Genomic DNA, 22375 nt, shown 5'->3' with positions numbered 1-22375 from the left:
CGCGGGTGAGTGCGGCGGCGGCGGGGCATCCGGAGTCCACCCCCGGCATCGATGTCGCCGACAGCCGCGGCAGAACAGGGCTCGACCAGGTCGGCCGAGGCCTCACCGGCAACCCCGACGTGATCGTGCGAGACGTACGGCTGCTCTCGTCGAACTGGTTCGTGCTGCGCGCAACGACGTTCGACTTTCGCCACCGCGACGGCCACTGGAGCACAGAAGACCGCGAAACCTACGACCGTGGCGACGGCGCCACCGTTCTGCTCTACAACACCGAGCAGAATACGGTGTTGCTGACCCGCCAGTTTCGTTTTCCTGCGTACGTCAACGGCCATCCCGACGGAAACCTTGTCGAAGCGCCGGCGGGTCTGCTCGACGACGACGACCCGCTCGCGGCCATCGAACGCGAGACGGCCGAAGAGACCGGGTACACCATCTCTGACGCGGCGCATCTGTTCGACCTCTTCATGAGTCCCGGCTCTGTCACGGAGAAGCTGCACTTCTTCGCGGCCCGGTACAGCGCGGCAACACTCACCGGCGCGGGCGGCGGGCTCGCGGGCGAAGGCGAAGACATTGAGAACGTCGAACTCGACTTCACAGAGGCGCTCGCAGCCATCGGCACGACCATTGTCGACGCTAAGACCGTCATTCTGCTGCAGTGGGCCGACCGCACCGGGCTCCTCGAGGCGCGCTGACCGATGCAGCAACCGGCTCTGGATGCCCTGCTCACCCGCATCCGCATCCGCACCGACACAGCCGCACCGAGGCCCACCACCGCCTTCACTGACGCAGTGGTGCTCGTCGACGGCCGCTCCGGCTCGGGCAAGACCGACCTGGCCACCGAGCTCGCCGCCGCGTGGCCCGCACCCGTCACCCTCGTTCACCTCGACGACATCTACCCCGGCTGGCAGGGTCTCGACGCCGCCAGCCGCCACATTCACGATGAACTGCTGGCGAGCGACCAGCCACGCTGGCAGCGCCACGACTGGGTGGCGGGAAAGGCCGCGGAATGGGCATCCGTCGACCCGAACCGCGCGCTCATCATCGAGGGAATGGGTAGCCTGAGCCGTCAGAATGCCGCGCTCGCCACATTCACGATCTGGGTCGAACTCGACGACAGCGAGCGGAAACGCCGCGCTCTGGCCCGCGATGGCTCCGCCTACGAACCGTACTGGGACGAGTGGGCGGCACAAGAGCTCGCGTTCATCGCCCGCGAGCAGCCAGCTCGGCTCGCCGACCTCGTGCTCGAGCGCTAGCGCTAGAGAGAACCCGCAGCGCCCTCGATACCGAGAGTCGACGCGAGTGCCAGCGCCACGCTCTTCTGCCGCGCCTCGATCGACTGCCCCATCGCCCGCGCAAGCGCCGGATGCTCGACGATCAGCCGGTCGACAACGTCTGCGGGTATGCGCATCACCGTGATCGTGCCCTCGGCCGTCGCGGCAGTCTGCTCGAGCTCACGACTGAGCGAGAGCAGGCCGAACACGTCGCCGCGTTCGAGCCGCTCAACGTTCACCGGGCCCACCAGCGTGGGAACAGACAGCTGAACGTGCCCGTCGAGAACGAGCCGGAATGCATCCGGAATTCTGCGCGCCGGCAGCACCATCTCGCCGTGGCCGTACCGCTCGAGCCGGCACCGCTCGGTCATCCACGAGAAGTCGCCCGGGCCCAGCCGCAGAACAGTGGTGACATATGCGAGCGCCTCGGCCAGCCGTTCGGGTTCGGCAATGGGGTCGGTCGTGTCGCCGTCGAGCGCCAGCCCTTCGCGCCTGGCCGCATACCAGAGCCACGCGAGAAAGAGAGCGGATGCCCCGGCCTCAGCCGCTGGGCCCGAGACCGGTATCGAAATCGAGTAGGTGGCCGCACCCGCATACGATGCCTCGATCGACTCCCCCGGCGTGCGCATCGGAAGCCCCGACGCCACCTTCTGCATCAGGTCGATGACCTGGTGCGGTGGGTCGTCAGTTGAGAACTTCACCGTCGAGGTCGCCATGAATGACCCGGGCGCCTCGCTCAGGTTCGTGAATGACGCCCCAGCGAGCGTGGCGTTCGGCACGATCTGAATGCCATTGCCCGTGTCGATGTGAACTGCGCGCCAGTTCACGCCGACCACCCGGCCCACGACCTTGCCGGTGTCGAGCCAGTCACCGAGTTTGAAGGGCTGTTCGAACAGCAGCAGGAGCCCCGAGATGATCGAACCCACGGCCGTCTGCAGCGCCAGGCCGATGACGATCGACGTCACGCCCAGCGCGGTGATGAGCCCGCCGATGTCGGCATCCCACACCCAGGAGAACAGCAGCGCCAGGCCCACCAAAATCAGCCCGAGCCGGGCCAGATCGATGAAGATCGACGGCAGCCGCTCGCGCCAGCTGCCCTCCTCCGGGTTGCCGAACAGCACCACGTTCACGCTCGACAGCAACAGCAGAATCACGAGGAACCCGAAGAGCGTGGCAACCACGCGAACCCAGGTGAACTCGACATTCTGGTGATTTGCCAGACTGAGCAGGCCGAGCAGTGCTCCCACCGGTAGTACGAGGTTGCGCAGCAGCCGCACGGGTTTTGCGGCCGGGTGCCCGCGCCGAACCAGAAACGCCAGAACCTCGGTGAGAATCACCAGGAGAACCGGGAGTCCGACGGCAATCGTCACGGCGAGCGCGAACCAGGGCTGATTCCAGATGGCGATCACGGCGCGCTACTTGATCTGCCAGACGGTCTGCGAACCGTCGGCGGTGTCGATGGTTGCGGCTTCGACGAAGACGACGGCGTCGTGCATCCGGTCTCGTACGCTCTGGCTCACGAAGAGGCCCGCCGCACCCGAGACCTGCTGCACGCGGTTCGCGAGGTTCACGGCGTCACCCCACATGTCATAGGCGAGGCTCGAGCGGCCGACGAGCCCGCTGCTGACCGTGCCTGCATCGATACCGATGCGCAGGCTCAGGTTCGTTGAGTGTTGGGCGTTGAACCGTTCGATGATCTTACGGATCTCGAGCGAGAACTCGACCATGCGCCGAATGTTGTCGACCCGGGGAACGCCGAGCCCGCAACTCGCCAGATACCCCTCGCGTAGTGTTCTGACGCTCTCGACGCCCATGCGAGCGGCAGCCTCGTCGAAGCTGGCCACGATGGTGTTCAGCGTCGCCAGCTCTTTCTCGGGGTCGACACCGGCCGCGTAGGCGTCATAGCCGATGAGGTCAGCGAACAGCACCGAGACGTCGTGATGCACGTCGGTGATGGTCTCCTGGCCCTCTTTGTACCGTTTGGCGACGTCGTCGGGCATCAGGGTGCGCAAGAGCTTTTCGTTCTCGTCTGTTTGCTCGTCGATCAGTGCCTGCTTGATGCGCAGCGAGCGCGACATGTCATTGAACGCGTTGCCGAGATCGCCGAACTCGTCGCGGGCACCCTGCGGCACCTCGACAGAGAGATCGCCTCCCGTCACCTGGCGCACGGCTCCGACGAGGCGCCGCACCGGCCGCACGAACACCTGAGCCAAGATCAGCGAGAGCAGCGAAACCACCAGAATGAGGGCGATAATGGCGAAGACGAGATTACGCGTGAAGTCATTCACTGCGGCGAAGGCTTCGCTGGTGTCGATGCGCGCCACGATCACCCACTGCAGGCCAGAGATGTTCAATGGCGCGTACGCCACTATGCTCTCGGTGCCCAGATAGCTGGTGGTGATGTCGGTGCCGGTCTCCCCCGCCAAGGCCCGTTGCACAGGAGCGGTGCGTACCGGCTGCAGCAGGGTGCTGCCCTTCACCTCGACCTCCCGCGCGGCCACATCTGGAGCGGTACCGGCTGAGATGACGTCTTTCTGAAACTGGTCGGGGTTCTCGATGAGCTGACGTGACACAGAACGCATCAGCTGGTCGGGGCCGGCAAGGTAGGTCTCGCCTGTCTCGCCGAGGCCATCGGATGCCCACCCGTTGTTCGCCGTCATGATGCCGTTGATCGAAGCGATCGACAGCTGAAACGCCATCACCCCGGTGACCTTGCCCTTCTCCCCCACGGGCGACATGATCCACGCAGCGGGGGCCCCCAGCGACGGCTGGTACCGCTCGAAATCGGTGATCTTCACGAAATCGACTTGGTTCGAGTTCAGCGTCTCGTTGTACCCACTCGCAAGCACGGTTCCCTTATAAGGGCCCGTCTGAACGTTGGTGCCCAGCTCAACCCCTTTGTAGGCCGAGTAGACGACGTTGCCTGTCGTGTCGAGCAGCAGGGCGTCTTCGTAGCCGAAACGAGTGATGATCTCCCGAAAATAGTCCTGGTACTCGTTGTTCGCAGCCGACCAGGCGCTGCCGTCGCCCGCATCGTCTTTCGCGAGCGTGGCCGTGTAGTCGAGCGTCGGATTCGTGTAGTGGTACTGGAGGTAGCGCGCCGCCGGCGACGTCGGGTCGAACGCGGTGGGGTCTGTCTGCAGCCCAGAGCGCGCGGTGAGTTCAGGAGCGAACGTCTTCGTGTAGATCGAGTCGACCGCAGCGTTCTGCTCGGTCGTCAGCTGCGACGACTGAAGGGCGTCGAAGCCCGCACTGAAGGCTGTCACGGCGTTGATCGCCGTTGTTCCCCGCGAGTAGACGACCTGCGAATCTTCAGTGTTCTTCACGTAGTTCGTGATCTCGCGCGCCCGAGACTCGCGCGTCTCGGTGAGCTTCGAGTACGCAGCATCCCGCAGCGAATCGCTGCCCGACACGTACCCCACGATGCCCACCACCAACGACGAGCCGATGCTCACGCCCAACAGCATGACCAGCAGCTTCGACTGGATGCTGAACCCGGGCTTGCGCGCTCCCGCTGACACTCTCATACTGAACCGGTTCGCCACAGCGACCCTTTCCCCACCCCCGCGCACCTCCGCGCAGAGGTACCTGCGCGGTGGAGTCCCTCCTCCAGCGATACACCTCTGATTATGTACCCCCGGGCGACTCAACTCGCGACGTGCACGCAACCGTCGGCCCTCGTTCAAACCGCCGCGAAGAGGGCGGAGCTCTGAACGAGGGCCGACGATTCAGTGCGGTGCCGTCTCTAGCGACGTCTTTTCGCTCGCGCCGCGAATCCGTCGAGGGCGGTCAATACTTCGCGTGCCTCGTAGGCACGGTTTCGCATTCCGGCGCTCATCTGGGTGAGGATGCCGTCGGTAACCAGTCGATCGATACCGTTCTGCGCATTCCTCGAATCAATGCCGAGTTCGCCTGCGGCGAGGTTCGAGTCGATCACCGGTTGACGTTGGAGCACATCCAACAGTCGACGACCAGAGCTTCTCGCTCGCGCAGTCGTTGCCAGCTCCCAACGCGCACGCACCGTCGTCAGATCCGCCACGAGCTGGCGTCCGTTGACGATTGCGTCAGCTGACGCCCGAGCGAATGACTGGACGATCGGCTGCACATTGCCGAGGCGGTACTCAGTGAGGGCGGCGAAATACCCACGGGTGTCCTGCAGAAGACCCGCGGAGACAGGCACGGTGACATTCTGCGTGGCTCCCAGTCGACGCAGCATCGCTTGCACGAGCGCGCGACCCGTTCGTCCGTTGCCATCGGTGAATGGATGGATGGTTTCGAACTGCGCATGCGCAATCGCGATCTGCACCAGCGCAGGCAGATCGGTGCGGCGAGCGAACTCGACAAGGTCGTCCATCAAGGCTCCGACTCGTTCGTGATGAGGCGGAACGAAGGATGCACCGTGTGGGCTATTGCCGAACCCGCCACCGATCCAGACCTGCTGCGTGCGCCAGCCGCCGGTATCCTCCGGCTGGTCATCACGCAGGATTTCTGCCTGCATAGCGACGATTGTCGACCCGTCCAACTGCTCGGCCATCTCGATCGCGGCTTCCATCGCCCGCACGTTGCCGATGATCAACCGGGAGTTCCGACCCGCGCTTCGCCCGAGTTCGGCCAAAGCAATGTTCTTGGCTGACGCCGTGAGCTGCTCGATCTCAGAACTGGCCGCGCTCTCGCTGCGAAGAAGAATTGCCGAGAACGGTGCGGCGATCGCGCCGACCTCACCATCGAATCGGCCAAGCTCGACGACGGCGTCTTCGGCCGCGATCATGGTGTCCATATCGAGGGCTGGCAACGCGAGCGTGGCGATAGACGGAGGTATGGAGGCCTGGTAGGGCCCTCTGGCTCGCAATGCCGCTCGACGGGACTGACCAGCGGTGTCATGACTTTCCCAAGGACGCTGCTCGAAGGTGACGGCAGGCCACGATGAGGCGGCGTCAGCACCTGTTGCATTCATCGTCATGAGAACACCTTACCGATGGTTATCGCCATAACCATCGGTACAGCGGCACCGAGAGGATGCTTACGACACCTGCGCAGAACGCGAACGGTGCCCCTGGAGGGACTCGAACCCCCAACCTAATCCTTAGGACGGACTTGCTCTTCCATTGAGCTACAGAGGCAGATGCCCTACATTCCGGGCATCTCGGGCAGTTGAACTGCCCTAGGACTACACACTAGTCGCCACAACGATCAAAATATGCAACTCGTCAAGCATAATTGGAGTGTCGGTCTACGTTGACATGACCGTTAGATTCCGAAGCCAGAAGAGCCCATCTTCGGTAGTCACGATCAGCCGGCCCAACTTTGTCTCTCTGACCCTCAGATCCCTTTCTGCTACCGCCAACCTGATCTCGGCCACGCTAAGCCCGACTGCCTCTGCGAACTCGCAAATTGAGTACGCCAAACGTTCCGACTCTTTCGATTGCCCCACTGATAGCCTCCGCCACACTGCAAGTGCCCGTCTTGCTTCGTTGCCCCCTGAAGTGGAGGTTTTGTGGTCACTCTAGTGCCCGCCACCGACGCCAGAAAACGGGCGCACTCGGTGCAACACCTGGGAGAAAACACGCCGGAAAAGAGGGAAAATATGTATCAGGGGTGCAACATACGAGAAGTCACAAATGGAAACTTGGCAGCAATGGTTCACCCGCGTAACGGCAGGTGACAGCCAACGCAAAATAGCCGAACGGTGCGGCGTTTCGAGGGCGACCGTGCACCGGTGGCAGAAACGCGAAACGATCGGGGGGGCCGTGGTGATCAAGGTGTCTTTGGCGTATGACACCGATCCAACGCCGGGGCTGATTGCGGCGAGGTGGATGAGCCCGGATGAGATTTCGGTTGAGGTTATGCGGGTCGTGCTGAAACGTGTTCCATCTGAGATGCTGATCGAAGAACTGTATTTGCGGTCATTCCCTCCCGATGTAGACCTCTAACGCTTCGACTACTACGTCTGTGAGAGATCGGTCTTCTTCGGCTGCTTTGGCTTGAGCGAGACGGTACAGCTCGTCTGGTATCCGAAAGCCTTTGATTGGCGTTTTCGGCTGGTTCGGCACTCTCCCGATTGTTTCAGCGGGAACGGGTGGGTGTTGTAACACCTGTTGCAAAGTCGCCTAGAGCCGCTACGGTAAGACCACAAACTAACAGGGGGAATCCAGATGAAGAAACGTTTGACTATCGCCGCGCTGATGATCGCCGGTCTCGCGCTCACCGGGTGTTCGGCCTCGAAGGTCACGAGCGCCGCGCCTGACACTGCTTCAGCAGTCGCCGCAGCACCAGCCGCACCCGCTGCACCTGCCGCACCCGCCGCACCTGCCGTTTCAAGCGAGTTCAAGGCCGCGCTCGTGTCCGCCGGAACCTATTCGGACTCCATGCACATGAGCAAGGCTGGCATTTTTGATCAGCTCACATCAGCCTACGGTGGCAAGTTCTCCACCGACGCCGCCCAGTACGCCGTCGACAATGTGAAAGCTGACTGGAATGCGAACGCCTTAGCATCAGCTGTGGAGTATCAGAAAATGTCAATGTCACCAGCAGCGATTGGTGACCAGCTGTCCAGCCCGAACGGCGGTAAATTCACTGCCGACGAGGCCGCGTACGCCGTCGCGAATCTGAAGTAATCATGGGCCTCATTTTTCGTAAGACCGTCAAAACGGGTGCGAACACTCACCTGAACATTTCAAAATCCGGGGTTTCAGAAACCGCGAAAGTGGGCCGTGTCACGCTGAACACGCGCGGGCAAGGCCGAATCCGGATTATGAAAGGGTTGTCGTTCCGGTTCAAGCTGTAACGACGAAAAAACGCCCCACCCGCCTCGTGATGAGGGGGTGGGGCCGTGCGGCTCGACGCGTTACTGTCAAGGGAAGTCATTTAGCTAGGGGGAAAATGCAATGACATCTGTTGATATCGACGTGAACGTGCGTCAATTGAGCTCGCGCCAAAATGCTTTCGACTTCTTGCGGCTGCTCGCAGCAGTTGCAGTTGTCGTGCAGCACACGAACGCCGCGCTTGGAACACACTTCGCATGGGGCCTTTTCGACCTGATCGACGGCGTGCCGATGTTCTTCATCATCTCAGGCATGCTCATCTACAGTTCAGCCGAGAGTATCCACTCTCGAACAGGACAGTTCCGTCAGTTCTACTGGAACCGGTATCTACGGATAGCGCCGGCCATCTACGCCTTCGCGATTCTCACGCCGATCATCCTAGTTTTGTTCGGCGCGGTCAAACCATCCTCACTCGTCAGCCCACAAATCCTCGTGTGGCTAGGTTCGAGCGCAGCGCTCTTACCCAACTACCACCCGAGCATCTGGGATGGGATTGGAACCGGGTCGATGAACGACCCGTTATACACAATCCCTGCCGAATTCAGCTTCTACTTGATCGTGCCCATACTCGTCTTGGTCGCTCACCGGTTCGGGTTTTGGAAGATGCTCGTGCCGTTTCTTGCAGTCGGGGTCGCTGGCTCACTGGCCTACTACGTGACGCTGGGGCACAGCGGTGTCCTGTCGACTGTTCTCGATCATTCATTTCTTGAACGCGGGGCATGCTTCGCTGTGGGTATCTTCTGGGCGAAGTACTGGGGCCGAATCCCGGTCAAGTGGTGGCTCATTGCTCTCGCGCTTGCAGCGTATCTGTTCCTCAAAATCTTTGCCACCGGCTCGTTCTATGCAGCGTTCAAGCCGATCTTGCTCTCCATCCCGATGAGCTACCTAATTGTCACGTTTGGGTATCTGGCCCCGAAGTTCTTCTACCGCTTCACGAAGCGACTGGGCGATCTCAGTTTCGCCACGTACATCTGGCAGTACGTCGTCATCAACCTCGTTCTCTGGTTTGGACTCAAGGGCGAATGGTGGCAGACACTTCTCGTGCTGGTCATCACCCTCGGCGTCGCGGCGTTGTCGTGGTATTTCATCGAGAAGCCGTCGCAACGCTTCAAGAAAATCTCACTGCGCGATCGCCCGATACTCCGCGCAGCCAGTTACGCAAAATAGGAAAAGCCCCGCCCAACTCCGAAGAGAGGGCGGGGCTATTTCTTTGGGCTGCTGGATTGCCGTATGCATTTGATCCGACGCCGGTGCTCGGAACCCGATTTACTGCGTATGCGCTTCGATGGCCAGACGCGCTGATGCGAATACACCGTCGAGCCAACCACCACCGTCTGCGATTGCCCAATCGTCAGCGACCTCGTCGTAATACAGGTGGAACTGGCCGTAGATGATGGCGAAGCCGAACCAGTCTGCAGGCTCTGGATACATTGTCGGCGGCCTAAGCGGCGAGCATGCCGACGATGGGCACCTGAGTGGTGACGCCAACAGCCTGCATAAATGACGGTGGCGCAGCCGTCCCAAGGGTCAGCGAAATGCCGTTGAACAGGTTGCCAAAAGCGAAGTTCAGGTTTGCCGTGGAATCCGCGACCGGTACTCGGCTCGATGTTCTGCCCGTAGCGGCTCGCATTGACGGAAGGTTAGTCACACCGGATGGAGCAAGCACGTTCATGCCGACGAACAATTCTTGCCCCTCATAGACATTGAATCCCGCGATGGTGATGGTGTGAAGACCGACCGTCGCTGCGTCTTGCTGGCCCGCATCGAAATGGAGGAGGAAATACTTGCCTTCACGCCGATAGATCACCGGTTCTACGACAGAGCCAGCGTCACCAGCCACATTCACCCAGTAAGAGAGCTTGATGATGCGACCAGCAGCGGGTGCGGTGAAGGGCAGGAGACGCATGCTGCCCGTATTGCCCGCTCCGGCCATATTTGTCACCGCTGATGTTTCGGGAAAATACCAGCCGCCCGAGTAGAGAGGGCCCTGATTCATTCCGTTCGCACCAATAGCTTCGGAGATCCGCAAAGCCTTCTGCGCTGTCGCCATAGCCTTACGCACGCCACTGCCGTTTGACAGCGCCATCCGGGTGACAACTCCAGCTTGCGCCATCAGGAACGCCTGCAAAAGTTCAATCTGCTGCGAGGCGGTCGCCGTCAAAACGTTCTGCGGCAGAACCAGAAAGTGCGAATTCTGTTCCCACCCGAGAGCAGCCGCCCATGCCGCAGCGGTCTCAATCGTCTCTGTTCGCTGGTAACTCATGAGCGTGCCAGGTGCCATGACGATGGTGTTGTCGTGAGAGTTTACGCCTGGCGGGGGCGTGAACACCGTGTTACTGGAACGCCGGGAAAAGAGGTAGCTCGCAGCCGCAAACACGAACAGGTTGTCGTAAATTTCGATGTCTGTGGGTGTGTTCATGTCGTAGTAAAGCTGCGCCGACGACTGAGCCTCAAAGCGGGTCTGGTTGGAGCCAGAGAACCCGGAATTGTAGAACTCGTTGTGGTGAACTTTGACGTTCACGAAACCCGTTGGCGCGCCACCATTCACAGTCGACCAGAATTCAATCGCCTGGTTCGAGTTCCACACCTTGTTGTAGGCGAACTCAATATTTGCCCACCCGGTCATTGTCGGGCCTTGGCAACTATAGGCAACGTCGTAACAGTCTTGGAACTCGTTGTAGTTGATGGTGTGGTCGCTGCCGCTGCCGTAAACCTGTACGCCGTTACCTGCCCGCGTCCCGTTCGAGATCGTGAGAACAGAGCCACCAATTTTATTGAACATGCAATCGATGATGTCGACCTTATCGGCCCCGGTGGTGTTGTAACCGTTCATCCCGTAGCCACGAACCTCGATGCCAGATATCGACATGTTCGAAGAGCCGTAGATGCCAACGCCGTCAACGCAGATCTCAATCGACGAGGCGAGGGTTGTTGGGTTGGCGGTCGCCTGTACGTAGAGGTTCGTGTCACTGGCCGCGGTACCGGGTGCTTGGGCCTCAGACCAGAACGCCCAGTTTCCGCTGGCATCCGTCGCAACCGATGGGCGGTCTACGGTTCGGAACCACTTGGTGACACCATTGATGTTCAAATGCCCGACGTTAGTGTTATCGAAAGTCGACTCGCCCGTTACTGCTGCGGCAGCTTGGGAAAGGTCGATCTTCCAAACATTCGGCGCGTACTGAGTCCACGATGCAGCAACGTTCGCTTCCTTGTATCCCGTGAGGATAGGTCGCGGCGCATTCCCATCACCGTACGCACCGATTATCAGTTTCGGGCTCTGCACGGGTGAACCCGGAAAGAGCGCACCGAAAGCACCATTGACGGCAACCCGCGCGCTGAGGCGACCGTAGTAGACGCCGCCCCGCTTGAAAAAAACTTTGTCGCCTTGGTATACAGCTCGGGCGGTGATGCGCGAGTACAGGTTCGCCATCGTCTTCCACGGGCCGACGACGCTTGACCCGTCGTTGATGTCCAAACCATTTACGGAGTCGATGTAGTAGACGGTCATGAGGCGCTCCATGGCTTGGGAAGAATTGCGGTAAGAGCTACGGCGTTTGTTATGAGCCTCGCAGAGGTTGTTTGCGTGAGCAGCGGGTACCGCCCGTCGAGACTTGTCAGGGTCTTGTGCCCTGAGACGGGCCACCACGAACCGGAAGAGTCGGCAACGAACTTGATCGTTTCATGCGGCAGGGCGAGAATGATTGTCGATGCCGCACCTCGGATGCTGCCCGCAATGGTCACCGTGTTCACGGTGGAGTCGACCTTCTCAATCGAAAGCTCCTGGCTTACTGCACCAGTGGGAAGAGTCGCAGTCAATGCGCCCAGAGTGGCGTCGTAAGGGTTGTGCACCCACGCCGTAGCTGTACCGGTTGAGGTTGCGGTGGCAGCCACCTGAGTGAGGGTTTTCTTCGTCGCGTCCGCGACAACAACAGGTGCCGAGCCGTCGAAAGCGACCCCGTTGATGGTCTGGGGGGTTGTCAGTTTTGTTGCGGTACCAGCATTGCCCGTGACCGAGCTTTGATCTCCCGTGTTCGAGCCGCTCAGGTTCGTTGCCGAGATAGGGCCGGTGAACGTTGCACCAGCCAGCGGGGCTTTCGTCGCGTCCGCTATGGTCACGCTCGCGGTTCCATCGAACAGCACGCTGTTGATCGCCCGAGGGGTCTGCAATTTTCCAGCAACCGCTGAGGTGCCCGTCGAAACAATGGTGGTGATTGCTGCGAGTGTCGTTGAACTCAGCCCGACAGGCTCGAATGTTGCGGCGTCGTGGATCGCTTCGGCTGATAGCGGGTTGGTGCCGTCCGAGTTGAGAATGCCTGACTCGATGTTGTTCAGCTTTGCGGCGGTGATCGGGGTGTTTCCTGATTGACCGTCCGCCCAGGTGGGGTCTGGCGTGTATCCCATGTGATGCCTCTGTTCGTGTTTGGTGGGGCGACCGTCTTAGCTGGCTCGTTTAAGTCCCGCGGCGTTCAAAGCGGTGACCCCCACATGTGCCCGTTAACGCAGAAACGCCCCAAGCGGGGCGTGTGACGTTTGAGGGTTGCGGTTAGACGGAGGTGACCTGATCGGGCACGGGTGTGACAATCTGGTCGAATGTTGCGGCGGGCACGGGCGCGAAAGTGATGGCGGGAATGGCAGTGACGACAGGCGCGGTGGCGACAGGGGCAGCTACGACAGGCGGCGCAGTTACGTCGACATGGGCACCCGGAAGGCTCACCGGGGCTACCGGGGCCGTGGTAGTCGAGACGGGCAGGCCGCCACTCAGCAGAGTCGTATCCGCCTTCAGATACCCGGCAACCGCAGAGATCAGGACGACAAGCAGCGAAGTGAGCGCCGGCGTCAGAGTGATACCGGCCGTGCCGAGCACATACGCGAGACCCGACGCGGTAACACCGGTGGCGAGAAACGTGAGCACCTTCGGGGCGAGATTTTTGAGTTCCCGGGTGATGGTTACTTTGGGGCTCTGAACGGTGATCTGAGACATTATGGTGTTCCTTCTGTTTTCGGAATTCGGGGTGCCCTCTTGCGGGGCGGTTTCTTCTTGATCGGCGTTTCGGTGTCAATGGCGGGCAGACCGAGCTGAGACCGAAGTTCGTTATGGGCGACATACCAGCCCGCGACACCCTCTTCTACGCGCTCAACAGCGTCTTTCACGGAGGTCCCGTTGTTGTAATTCACTTCGTGATGGATTTCTTGGATCTTCACGTCTTGAGATGCCAACGACTCGTCCTGTTTATGCAAAGTCGCGGTGGTGTTCTGCCGGAACGATTCCTGTTTGTCCATAAAATCGGGCAGCTTCTCAAGAGCGGTCAAAGTAGAAACAAGCCGTTTGATGACCGGCCACACCCTGTAAGCGATGACCCCAAGGACTGTGATCGCCACAAAAGTCAGCACAACCGGGGCGATAGGGGTGTCGCCGAACAAATATTTGAACCAATCCAACGGGATGAGGGTCACGAGCTGACCACCTTCGTCAGGTCTGCGATGATCTCTTGCGTTTCTTTGTGCATCGCGATCACTGCGGCATGGGTTTCTTCGTCGCGCGCCTCAGTTTTCGCACCCTGCACCCGCTGGCCGACCATGATGACCGACAACAGAACGAGCTGCAAAAACTGTGACGAAACCCACCCGATTGCCTGCCCGGACGCGATAGCTGATGGCAGGCCCAGGAAGGCGAGAACAGCGAACGCGTAAGCGCACGCCATCGTCCCCACACCGGTAGTGATCTTTGTTGCAATCCACGCATTCAGCGCGGTCGTCTGTTTGAGAATGTTCATATCAGCCCCTCCCGAGGTGGAAGGGTGTTACGGTTTCGCGTGCGTCGCGTCGGTGAGGTCTTTGATTGTCACAGGCAGCGGCTGCCCGTCCGCGCCCTTGCTGTACGCCGAGGGAAACGTGTAGTTCAGCGCAGACCACGCGGCCTCTTGGAGGTACTGGAAAAACTCGGGGCGCTGGCCGACAGGTGCGACCTTCACGAGGTCGAGCATCGCGCCGGTGACCTGCTCGCGAACAATGCTGGTGATGCTGTCTAGGTCGGTCTGGTTCAGAGGCATGTCTTCATCTCCGGGTTTTGGGGTGAGGTTGAGGTTGAGGTGTTGGGCGAGTGCGGCATCGTTGACCATGTTCGTGTCGACGGAACCCGACAATCCCGCGTGCTGCGCGACTGACGTGTACTGCCAAAGAATTCGGGTAGCCCACGGCCCGTTGCCCGGATCGCTCCCCGGTGTCCCCGTGTTCGACCCATAGTTGGCCGCCCATAGCAGTGACCCGTCGTCAGAGACGGCCTTCCACTGCGGCTGAAACAGAAGGCTGGTAGAACCGTAAGTCCATGGCGTCTGCCCAATCTCCCCACGGACGAAACTATTGAACTCAAGAACCTCGGCGGGCCCCCACGCGTTCGGTGATTCCACATCGATTGCAGTTACGTCGCCTGGTTTCCAATCAATGATCGAGAGGTACCATTTCGCAGCCACGGTCGGGTTGACGGGGCCGTTGAACAGGTATGTGCCGAACTGGCGGCCAACGCGGCGACAGTTTTCGCGGTTGTAGATGAGCTTCGAATCTTGAAGCATCCCACCGCCCTCAAGGGTCCCTGCGCGGGCGACAACGAGAGAGATGTCATCCGCGAGACCATCGAAGTTAGGAAAACCTTGGGCGTAGGAAATGTCGATAGCGACCATGTTGGCTCCTCCGAAAACACGAAAACCCTCACGAGGAGGGCAAAAGAAAGAAAAAAGGGGCTAATTCGCGTTACATAAACTCGCCAGCAAGCGCAACATGAACATGCTCGATGAGGCTGTAATACGACGGCTGATCCGCTTCCGAAAAAAGAGTTATCGCGCAAACCGTGTTCGCCGGGATGTCGACGTACGCTTGCCGCCCATACCGCGCCCATGTTGCGGTCGCGACAAGGATCGTGTAAGGCGCAGCCGATGTGAGAGTTCCCGCCGAAACCGCTATCGCCACGCCGATGGTCTCGTTCTGAGGGGAGAAACCCACAGAACCATCGAATTTGATTAGCGCCCGAGACGCAACCGGCACCGCAGGCAACGTGATCGCAGACAACGCGACGTGTGTGGCGGTGGAGCCGGTGTTGATGAACTGGCTGTAATCCCGGACAATCGAGGCCCCCAGCAGTGCTGCCAATGGTGCGACGTTCACGATGTTCGCAGACACGATAGATGTCACATTTGCGCCGACCGCGACCTGGCCCAACGCCAACGAATTCGCTGGGATCGCTGGCACAGTCGGTGAGGATGCGGGATAACCCGTAGCCACGGCGATCAGCGCATCATTGTTTGTGCCTGCATAAAAAGAATCCTCGACCTGCACGTACACAACGTCGATTCGTGGCTGGGTAGAGTTCGAAGCCGCAATGGTGACACTGATCGCGGCGTCGTTGAAAACGTCGTAGAAACCTTGGGTAGTGAAGGTGAACCCTGCGGGCGGTGAAACGGATGTCCCCGCAACCTTCGCCCGACCGGCGTTCACCTTCACCGTCATATTCGGGGTTGTTTGTGCGAGAACACCAAGCTCCCCCCCACCAAGAATGCCTGCCCGCGCGAACGGGGCTGCGGCAGCATTTCGAAACACGTTCGCGTTCGTGAGGGCGGCGTTTTGAAGGAAAGCTGGAACGGTTTGAACGGTCATTGGTTAGCCTCCTGGCTGCTAAAGGTGAGCGGCGTCGAGACGCGAATTCAAAGCTTCGATCTGGGCTTGTTGGGCCTTCACGACTGCAAGTAAAGGCACAATGAGCATCTGATAATTCACAGAGGCCGGATCTCCGGCATCATCCAAAGGCACAACATCGGGGCCGAACCCCGCAGCGGCCACCTCCTCCGCAAGAAAAAACACTTTCAAGGGGGTGCTTTCGGCGTCCCACTTATACCGGCCCCAATGAGGCTGTATCGACAAGATCCCAGCCGTTTCGGTGAGGTTCGTAAGATCCTTTTTTACCTTCAATGTTGAAGGCTGCATTCCGATGACACCGCTACCATCAATCCACGCGCCAACGTATGAAGAGGTAACTGTTGTTGATCTTGAGCCGGGAGAAACGAAAGCGCTAGCAGAAGTGATCGTGCCTGAGCTTGTAACATTCCCAGACGCGGTAAGGGAAGCGGCTGTGATCGCGTCCGCCGTCAGCGCGTGAACTACCGACCCGCCAGAAATTGCGAGAGAAGCGCCGTTCAACGAAGTACCCGCAGAAACAGAGGTACCCGCCGTGATCGATGACCCCGCGGTGATCAATGACCCCGCGGAGATCGCACCGCCCGTGGTAATCGTCCCGGAGGGCACCGTCAGCGTTCCGGTAAAAGTTGCAGTTCCAGAAACATTGAGCTGCCCACCACCAGCGATCGTTATGGAGCCGCCAGTTACGGTCAGGCCGCCAATTCCGATAGACGCATTCTGTAGAACGTCACGACCATTTAGGGATTGTATTGCCCGCTCCATGGCCGAAAGGCGTTTAGCTAGTTCGTAATCGGGGCCAAGATTTGCGCCAGCCATACGCTCTCCAATTTCAAATAATGGGCGGAAGATTGAAGGTCAATGTGACCGTCGCGACACCCTCATCGGGCACCTTCGTGGCGTACTGCACAATCCGCCAAAACTCGTCCTTACCGGCAGGGAAACGCTCATCCCCCGCCGTGTACAGGCGCGCATCGTCCCCGATCATCCACGACCCCAGAACGGGGTCAGCGACCGAGGGCAACGTCACTGTGGGGGTTCTGACCGGGAAACCGTACGCCTGCGCCAAACCGGCAGCCATCAGATTCAGTTGCGACTGCGACTGCACATTGGAGAAAGAAAACACCTGATCCAGGCGCGGCATTTGACCCAAACCGCCAACAGGTGCAGCAGAACTAACCACCGCAGTCGGGGTTGCCGCACCAGATCCGGCCCCCGTAACCGTGAAAGTCGTACCAGCCTTCGTCACATCCGTGGGCCACGTGTAATCGTTAACACTCGCGAGGTCAAAAACGAGCGGCGAAGAGTTCTTATCCCGACCCGCCCGAGGCGACCATATTTTCAGTGTCGTCACAGGCGCACCCGAAACCGGATCCCACGCTGACAAGAAAACGACATCGACCGTTCCCGAGCCGGGGGAAGAAACCGCGGCCATGTCGGCGGCGATCTGCGAAACCGTTGTGTGCTGCGTTATCGGGTAGCCGGGAATGAACGTCGGAATCGTGGAAGACCCACCCACCACATTGATACCCAACGACGCACCCGGCCCACACAGCGCAACATTCTGCGCATCCGTGTACGCCTTATAGACCAGCTGCGCCGGATCAATACCGCCCGGGTAGGTGAGCGCCGAATAGTCCGCCGCGATGATGCGCTGGTTGAAATATGCGCCGAACTCTTTACCCTGCACGGGCAGAGCCCCGGTCGCTTTCGAATAGTTGCCCGTCAAGCACAAGCCGCCCCAAACGATGGTGCCATTCCGGTCAACATAGACCGCGAACGGGGCACCATCGTACGAAAGAATCGGTGCCACCCGCGCCGCGGTCTTCGGGGCCGACAATGCTAGGTCGAAACTGATCGACCCCGCATCATTCAGCCGTGTATCAAACAACAAATTCGTTGCCGGTAGCTCCGCAAGCCGTGTGTTCGTGTTCGGGTCGTATGCGAACACGGTGAACTTTTCAGCCATTAGCCGTGACTCCAAGCGGAACGCCATTGTGCGGTGAAAGTTGCGGCCACGATTGCCGAATCCGTGGAGGCCACACCAACCGTCCACGTCCCGGGCTGGATTGTGAACCACGACGACCCGGTAGCAACCGCGTTGAAACGTGCGGCAGTCCCATTCAGGACAACCGTCTTCGCCCCCATATCGATCACAAGCGCATCGGTGGCACCCAACGTCAAGTTGAGGCGGAAGAACTGGCCGGTTGCCGAATTAAGTAGGGTCGGGTTCGACACAGGCCCGGTGATCACGAAAACCGGTGATGTCGGGTAATTACCTGCGTTACTGATTGGCAAATAGCCGCCAGTAGACGACCCGAATGAGGCGGGGAAAGTTACCGGGAAAGCCAAACCAGAAACCGGTGACGGCAGACTGGTCGTTTTTGCCTGCAAAACGCTGTCATAAATGACCGGGTCGGGGCATGTTATCTCGACGTGATAGGCGTTTACTTTGTTGAAGTTGTAGTCAATATCCACCGGGAAACCGGCGTTAGTGACTCGGCCCGTCAACTGGCGCGGTGTCACCCAGCCCGGATACATAAACTGCAAAGTCTGTAGCTGAGTGGGATCTGAGACCGGCTGAAATGCGGCAGCCATATTCGCGAGCACTGTTTGGAAAGGATTCTGGGAGGTTACGGTCACCGAAAGTGTGATCGTAACGACCCGCTCTGACAGGAAATTCAGGCCAGCATTCGACCCATCCTGACGGCCCCGAGGAGTATTACCTGACCGGGTGGCGGGCAGCATGCGAATGCCCGTCTCCCCGATCAGTTGAATATCGGTACCAGCCCCAAAAATGAGGCTGTTGTACGAAAACAGCAACGGCGACCCCGGCCATGTCGTCATGCCGGGGTAAAGCGACCCTGAAGGAAAAAGCATTACCCGCTCCACACTGTTTAGTTACCAAAAGGGAGAAACGGATCAGCCCATCATTCGCAACTGCCACCCCACGATCGATGCGATCTGAACGGGCGAAGCCGGCGAAGTGACATTCACTGTGATGTTCTGCTGCGCCCCACCACCGCCCTGCGTGTTCGCGAACGCCGCAGCCGTCCTCGGTGGCAAAGCTTTACGACCCGAAAGCATGTCGTCGTTCAGAACGTCCTCACCGCCGTGCCCGATCATGAGCACAGGGGCACCCTTGGGCCCGGGAACGGTGCCACCAACATCCAAAGACGGCAACGTGCCGACATGAATATTGACTGCGCCACCCGACAGGGCATTGACCGAAGAGGCAATGCCATTGATGCCACCGATAGCGCCGTTGATCGACGAAATAATGGCGTTGAAAACGCCCTTCACCTGCGATGCAACACCGTTGAATGCGCCCATAATGACCGACGCGATACCGCCGAACACAGAACCGACGACATCACCCACAGTCTTGATTGCTGCGTTGATCCAATTCACGACCGGCTGGATAATGTTCTGCCACACCCAGTTGAAAGCATCACCAAGCGCATGAATGACCGGTGCAATAACACCGTTCACGACATTGCTGATGCCGTCACCGAGCATTCCGAAGAACCCGACCACCGCACCAGCCACGGTGCCAGCAACACCCGCCATTACCTGCAAGTAGGCGTTGATTGAATCGATCACCGGCTGTATGACGTTCTGCCACAACCAGTTCCACGCATCCGCGATGCCCTGAACAACAGGCATGATGATGTTCTGCCACAACCAGACATACACGCCCGCCATAGCCTGCACGTAAGCGATGATGAACCCGATAACAGGCTCGATCCCGTTCGTCCACAACCAGACGAACGCCTGCCCGATAGCGTTGATGACCGGTGCGACCGCGACCGTCCACAACCAGATCAGAATCCACGCCACCACGTTGATGCCGCCGACGATGAAGTCGATGATCGGTTTCATCCAACCCGTCCACAGCAGACTGAACGCCTGACCAATGTTGTTTACGACGGTGGTGAAGAAATCTACGATCCCGCCCCAGTTTTGAATAATCCAACCGATGATGAACCCGAGCGGCCCGAGAATAATGTCGAGCAGCAGCGGCCAGTTGGTCGAAACCCAGTCGATGACCGCACCAACAACGTCCTGGATGACCTGCATCGCACCCGTCCAAACGTCCTGAAAGAACGTCGTCTGAGTGGCAACCCAAATGATCGCCGCAACGAGCGCAGCAATACCGATGACGATCAGTACGAGCGGGTCAAGCGCCATCACCGCTTCAAACGCGACCATGATGCCCGTCCACACCGAAGTGGCAGCCGACGCAATACCGGACCCGATGGCGTAAGCGTTCATCCCAACGACGGATGCGTAAGTGGAAGCAGTTTTGACATCCATGGCACCCGCAGCGAGGTATGTCGCCCCGGTTGACGCTGCGGTCTCGGCCCCGAAAAGACCCATCACGACGTTGTAGGCAACGGTCGCCGCGGTCACAATCGCCTGATACATCGCGTAGGTCTTCTGTGCCACATATATGGCAATGAACCCTGCGGCGACAGTCCCAACAATCGCACCGAACGTCAATACGACGCCCATGTTGTTCCCAAGAAAACCAGCGAAATCCGTAATGCCCTTGAGCGCTTGGGAAACGTACGGAATCAGCACGGTACCGATGCGTACACCCATAGCCGCGATGGACTCTTTGGCCTTATCGACCTGCACGGCGAGTGTCGCCTGCGTCTGGGCCCACGTCGAAATATCCGAACCGGCCTTACCGCCAGCCTTCGAAACGTCCTCTGTGGCCTGCTTGAAGTAGCCCATGTTCTCGCCGCCGAGCATCAGCGCCGTGTTCATGCCTGTGGCACCACCCATGACCGCTTTGAGCTGCGAAGCGAACGTTGCAGCCTGAGGCTGGCCCGACTTCACCAGATCGTTGAAGCCCTGCGTGGTCTTCGAAAGTGAAAGGAACTGCAACCCCATCGCCGCAGAATCGCCACCCATGCCCTTCACGGACTTCTGGTAAGCCGAAAGGCTCATCGTGCCGTCGAGGTACGCCTGCGAATTCGCTTTCAGGCTGTCGGGCATCTTCGTCAGCATTGTTTGCAAATCGGCGCTAGCAGACTGCGACTTCTTGAACGTGTCCACCACGACAAGACCGGCAGGCCCCAGGTGGGAACCGATAGCATCCGTGATCTTCGAAATGGTGCCTGTCAGCCCCACGTTCGGGTCAGCGAGCCCCTGCGACACATCATTCACAGACAAGCCGAGCTGCTGCATCGCCTTCTGCGCGACCTGGTTAGGTGCCTGCAACCCACGAATAGTGTTCGAGAGTTCCTGTGTGGCCTCATCCGCTGAAGTGCCGTGCTGGGTGAGTGTGGCAATAGCGCCGGCGACCTGATCGAAGCCGACACCGGCAGCCGAAGCGACCGGAATAACCGTCGAGAGCGAACCGGCGTAGTTCTCCATCGTCGTCTTCGCCATACCAGAACCAGCGATAAGTTCGTTCTGAACCGACACCGCATCAGACGCCTTCAAGTGGTACGACATCATCACCGAAGTCAGCGCGTTAGTCGCCGTACCAAGATCAACATTCTCAGCCTTCGCGCCCTCCGCGGCAGCCTTCAAAACGGTCAGGCCGTCAGCGCCCCGAATGCCCGCCTTCTCAATGGTGTACATGCCGTCAGACAGCTGGCTGATGCTTGTGCCTGTCGCACCAGCCATGTCGAGGATGCCGTTAGAAACCAGCCCCATGTTCGACTGAGACTCACCCGCAGCAGTCACCAGCAACGTCATCTGCGACTGGAAATCGGACGCCATTTTCACGGTCACCCCACCGACCACGGCGGCAGCACCGACCACACCAATCAGCGCAGCCTTACCAATGCTGCCCATCGTCGCTAGGCGCGCCTCCATGCTCCCCGCAGCCATGTCCGTAGACGCGACAGTCTTCGCAACCTCCCCCTGCACACCCTGGAGGGAGGCTAGAAGCTGGGTGGCGTTACCGCGAAGCTCAAGCAGAAGCGGGGGCAGGAGTTCAGACATGGGGGCTCCCCGCAGTTTTGAGTTAGATACGCAGCGTTTCCCGCCACGTCGAAACAGCCATCGCAGACAGCAATGGCTTCACTTTTTGAACGGCAGGGTGGAAGTACGGATACCCTTTAGACCCGTTCATGCCCAGCTCGACGCGACGACCGTAAACAGTCGTTGGGCCAACCATCGCCGAATACGAAAAAGCCCCCGTTCGAACGACAGGGGTAGAAATGATCGACCGGCGCAAATCGCCCGAAACGACGTTCGGCAAAGAACCACCAACATGCGGTGCGTCCCGCTTATGGGAGCCCTGAAAGTTAGCTTTCGCTTCCCGCTCCACCATCGCCGCACCCTTAGCGACAATCAGCCGGGAAGCTAACTCGGAATCCGCTGCGACCTTCGCGAAAGCGGCGTACAGTTCAGAAACACCGACCATCCCCATCAGCGTTTCGACCGTTCCTGTTGCTCACGCTCAACCGTTTTCTCAAGATGGAAGATGTGCGAATTCCATTTGATCGTCATGCCGGGCTCCCTCATGTAATCGTCATGAGAGAGACCGGGCATCACGTGATGGCGGTACAGGTACTCGTTCCACGCCTCCTCCGTAGCGGGGGAAAGCTCAACCGAGCCGGTGCCGGCCCTCAGCGCTTG

General features: G+C 59.6%; 22 protein-coding genes and 1 tRNA gene. 6 read left to right on the top strand and 17 right to left on the bottom strand.

What is annotated here, in order from left to right; translation table 11 throughout:
• Positions 1-5 precede the first annotated feature (5 nt).
• Both D4765_RS11910 and D4765_RS11905 read left to right on the top strand, forming a co-directional pair.
• Positions 6-692, top strand: a complete 687-nt coding sequence (locus tag D4765_RS11910) for an NUDIX domain-containing protein (RefSeq protein ID WP_136642522.1) — start codon at positions 6-8, stop codon at positions 690-692.
• A gap of 3 nt (positions 693-695) precedes the next feature.
• Entirely contained in the window at positions 696-1253 is a 558-nt protein-coding gene (locus D4765_RS11905; RefSeq protein WP_136642521.1) for a nucleoside/nucleotide kinase family protein, read from the top strand.
• Positions 1254-1255: 2 nt separating this feature from the next.
• Here the strand turns inward: D4765_RS11905 and D4765_RS11900 are convergent, their stop codons facing one another.
• The 4 genes from D4765_RS11900 to D4765_RS11885 all read right to left on the bottom strand — a co-directional run bounded on the left by D4765_RS11900 (position 1256) and on the right by D4765_RS11885 (position 6391).
• Positions 1256-2680 carry a mechanosensitive ion channel family protein gene (locus D4765_RS11900; RefSeq protein WP_136642520.1) on the bottom strand — a complete coding sequence of 475 codons (1425 nt, stop codon included), beginning with the start codon at positions 2678-2680 and terminating at the stop codon, positions 1256-1258.
• A gap of 6 nt (positions 2681-2686) precedes the next feature.
• On the bottom strand, positions 2687-4792 hold the full coding sequence (locus tag D4765_RS11895; protein ID WP_201799300.1) for an adenylate/guanylate cyclase domain-containing protein: 2106 nt from the start codon (positions 4790-4792) through the stop codon (positions 2687-2689).
• A 224-nt stretch (positions 4793-5016) separates the two neighbouring features.
• Entirely contained in the window at positions 5017-6039 is a 1023-nt protein-coding gene (locus tag D4765_RS19710; RefSeq protein WP_272898622.1) for a Fic family protein, read from the bottom strand.
• A 280-nt stretch (positions 6040-6319) separates the two neighbouring features.
• Positions 6320-6391, bottom strand: a tRNA-Arg gene (locus tag D4765_RS11885).
• 498 nt (positions 6392-6889) lie between these two features.
• On the opposite strand from D4765_RS11885, the gene D4765_RS11880 reads away from it, so the two are divergent.
• From D4765_RS11880 to D4765_RS11865, 4 genes are all read left to right on the top strand, one after another.
• Positions 6890-7201 carry a helix-turn-helix domain-containing protein gene (locus D4765_RS11880; RefSeq protein ID WP_136642519.1) on the top strand — a complete coding sequence of 104 codons (312 nt, stop codon included), beginning with the start codon at positions 6890-6892 and terminating at the stop codon, positions 7199-7201.
• Positions 7202-7423: 222 nt separating this feature from the next.
• Positions 7424-7885 (top strand): Ltp family lipoprotein, encoded by a 462-nt coding sequence (locus D4765_RS11875; RefSeq protein ID WP_136642518.1) that lies wholly within the window; start codon positions 7424-7426, stop codon positions 7883-7885.
• A 2-nt stretch (positions 7886-7887) separates the two neighbouring features.
• Entirely contained in the window at positions 7888-8055 is a 168-nt protein-coding gene (locus D4765_RS11870; RefSeq protein WP_136642517.1) for a DUF4236 domain-containing protein, read from the top strand.
• A 100-nt stretch (positions 8056-8155) separates the two neighbouring features.
• Positions 8156-9259, top strand: coding sequence for an acyltransferase family protein (locus tag D4765_RS11865; RefSeq protein ID WP_136642516.1), 1104 nt, complete (start codon positions 8156-8158; stop codon positions 9257-9259).
• Between the two features lie 99 nt (positions 9260-9358).
• Here D4765_RS11865 and D4765_RS19230 read toward each other — a convergent pair whose 3' ends face one another.
• The 13 genes from D4765_RS19230 to D4765_RS11805 all read right to left on the bottom strand — a co-directional run bounded on the left by D4765_RS19230 (position 9359) and on the right by D4765_RS11805 (position 22160).
• The gene (locus D4765_RS19230; RefSeq protein ID WP_161580435.1) at positions 9359-9523 is read right to left on the bottom strand and encodes a hypothetical protein; all 165 of its coding nucleotides are present in this window, start codon (positions 9521-9523) and stop codon (positions 9359-9361) included.
• 10 nt (positions 9524-9533) lie between these two features.
• Complete coding sequence (locus D4765_RS11860) at positions 9534-11600, bottom strand: right-handed parallel beta-helix repeat-containing protein (RefSeq protein WP_136642515.1); 2067 nt, start codon at positions 11598-11600, stop codon at positions 9534-9536.
• The gene (locus D4765_RS11855; protein WP_136642514.1) at positions 11597-12493 is read right to left on the bottom strand and encodes a hypothetical protein; all 897 of its coding nucleotides are present in this window, start codon (positions 12491-12493) and stop codon (positions 11597-11599) included. The genes D4765_RS11860 and D4765_RS11855 overlap by 4 nt, the downstream gene beginning before the upstream one ends.
• Positions 12494-12635: 142 nt before the next feature.
• Positions 12636-13073, bottom strand: coding sequence for a hypothetical protein (locus D4765_RS11850; RefSeq protein ID WP_136642513.1), 438 nt, complete (start codon positions 13071-13073; stop codon positions 12636-12638).
• Positions 13073-13546: a hypothetical protein gene (locus D4765_RS11845; protein ID WP_136642512.1), complete on the bottom strand. Its 474-nt coding sequence runs from the start codon at positions 13544-13546 to the stop codon at positions 13073-13075. Before D4765_RS11845 ends, D4765_RS11850 begins: the two co-directional genes overlap by 1 nt.
• Positions 13543-13866, bottom strand: coding sequence for a hypothetical protein (locus D4765_RS11840; RefSeq protein ID WP_136642511.1), 324 nt, complete (start codon positions 13864-13866; stop codon positions 13543-13545). Before D4765_RS11840 ends, D4765_RS11845 begins: the two co-directional genes overlap by 4 nt.
• A 27-nt stretch (positions 13867-13893) precedes the next feature.
• Positions 13894-14769 (bottom strand): GH25 family lysozyme, encoded by an 876-nt coding sequence (locus tag D4765_RS11835; protein WP_136642510.1) that lies wholly within the window; start codon positions 14767-14769, stop codon positions 13894-13896.
• Between the two features lie 70 nt (positions 14770-14839).
• Positions 14840-15739: a hypothetical protein gene (locus D4765_RS11830; protein ID WP_136642509.1), complete on the bottom strand. Its 900-nt coding sequence runs from the start codon at positions 15737-15739 to the stop codon at positions 14840-14842.
• 18 nt (positions 15740-15757) lie between these two features.
• On the bottom strand, positions 15758-16594 hold the full coding sequence (locus tag D4765_RS11825; RefSeq protein ID WP_136642508.1) for a hypothetical protein: 837 nt from the start codon (positions 16592-16594) through the stop codon (positions 15758-15760).
• A 13-nt stretch (positions 16595-16607) separates the two neighbouring features.
• Complete coding sequence (locus D4765_RS11820; RefSeq protein WP_136642507.1) at positions 16608-17744, bottom strand: hypothetical protein; 1137 nt, start codon at positions 17742-17744, stop codon at positions 16608-16610.
• Positions 17744-18655: a phage distal tail protein gene (locus tag D4765_RS11815; RefSeq protein ID WP_136642506.1), complete on the bottom strand. Its 912-nt coding sequence runs from the start codon at positions 18653-18655 to the stop codon at positions 17744-17746. Before D4765_RS11815 ends, D4765_RS11820 begins: the two co-directional genes overlap by 1 nt.
• A gap of 42 nt (positions 18656-18697) precedes the next feature.
• Positions 18698-21736 carry a phage tail tape measure protein gene (locus D4765_RS11810; RefSeq protein WP_136642505.1) on the bottom strand — a complete coding sequence of 1013 codons (3039 nt, stop codon included), beginning with the start codon at positions 21734-21736 and terminating at the stop codon, positions 18698-18700.
• 22 nt (positions 21737-21758) lie between these two features.
• Positions 21759-22160 (bottom strand): HK97 gp10 family phage protein, encoded by a 402-nt coding sequence (locus tag D4765_RS11805; protein WP_161580434.1) that lies wholly within the window; start codon positions 22158-22160, stop codon positions 21759-21761.
• Positions 22161-22375 lie beyond the last annotated feature (215 nt).

Origin of the sequence: Subtercola vilae (genome assembly GCF_004923255.1) — a bacterium.
Lineage (GTDB): Bacteria > Actinomycetota > Actinomycetes > Actinomycetales > Microbacteriaceae > Subtercola > Subtercola vilae.
Note: the sequence above shows the minus strand (reverse complement) of the source record. Positions and strands in the feature narration are given on the sequence as shown.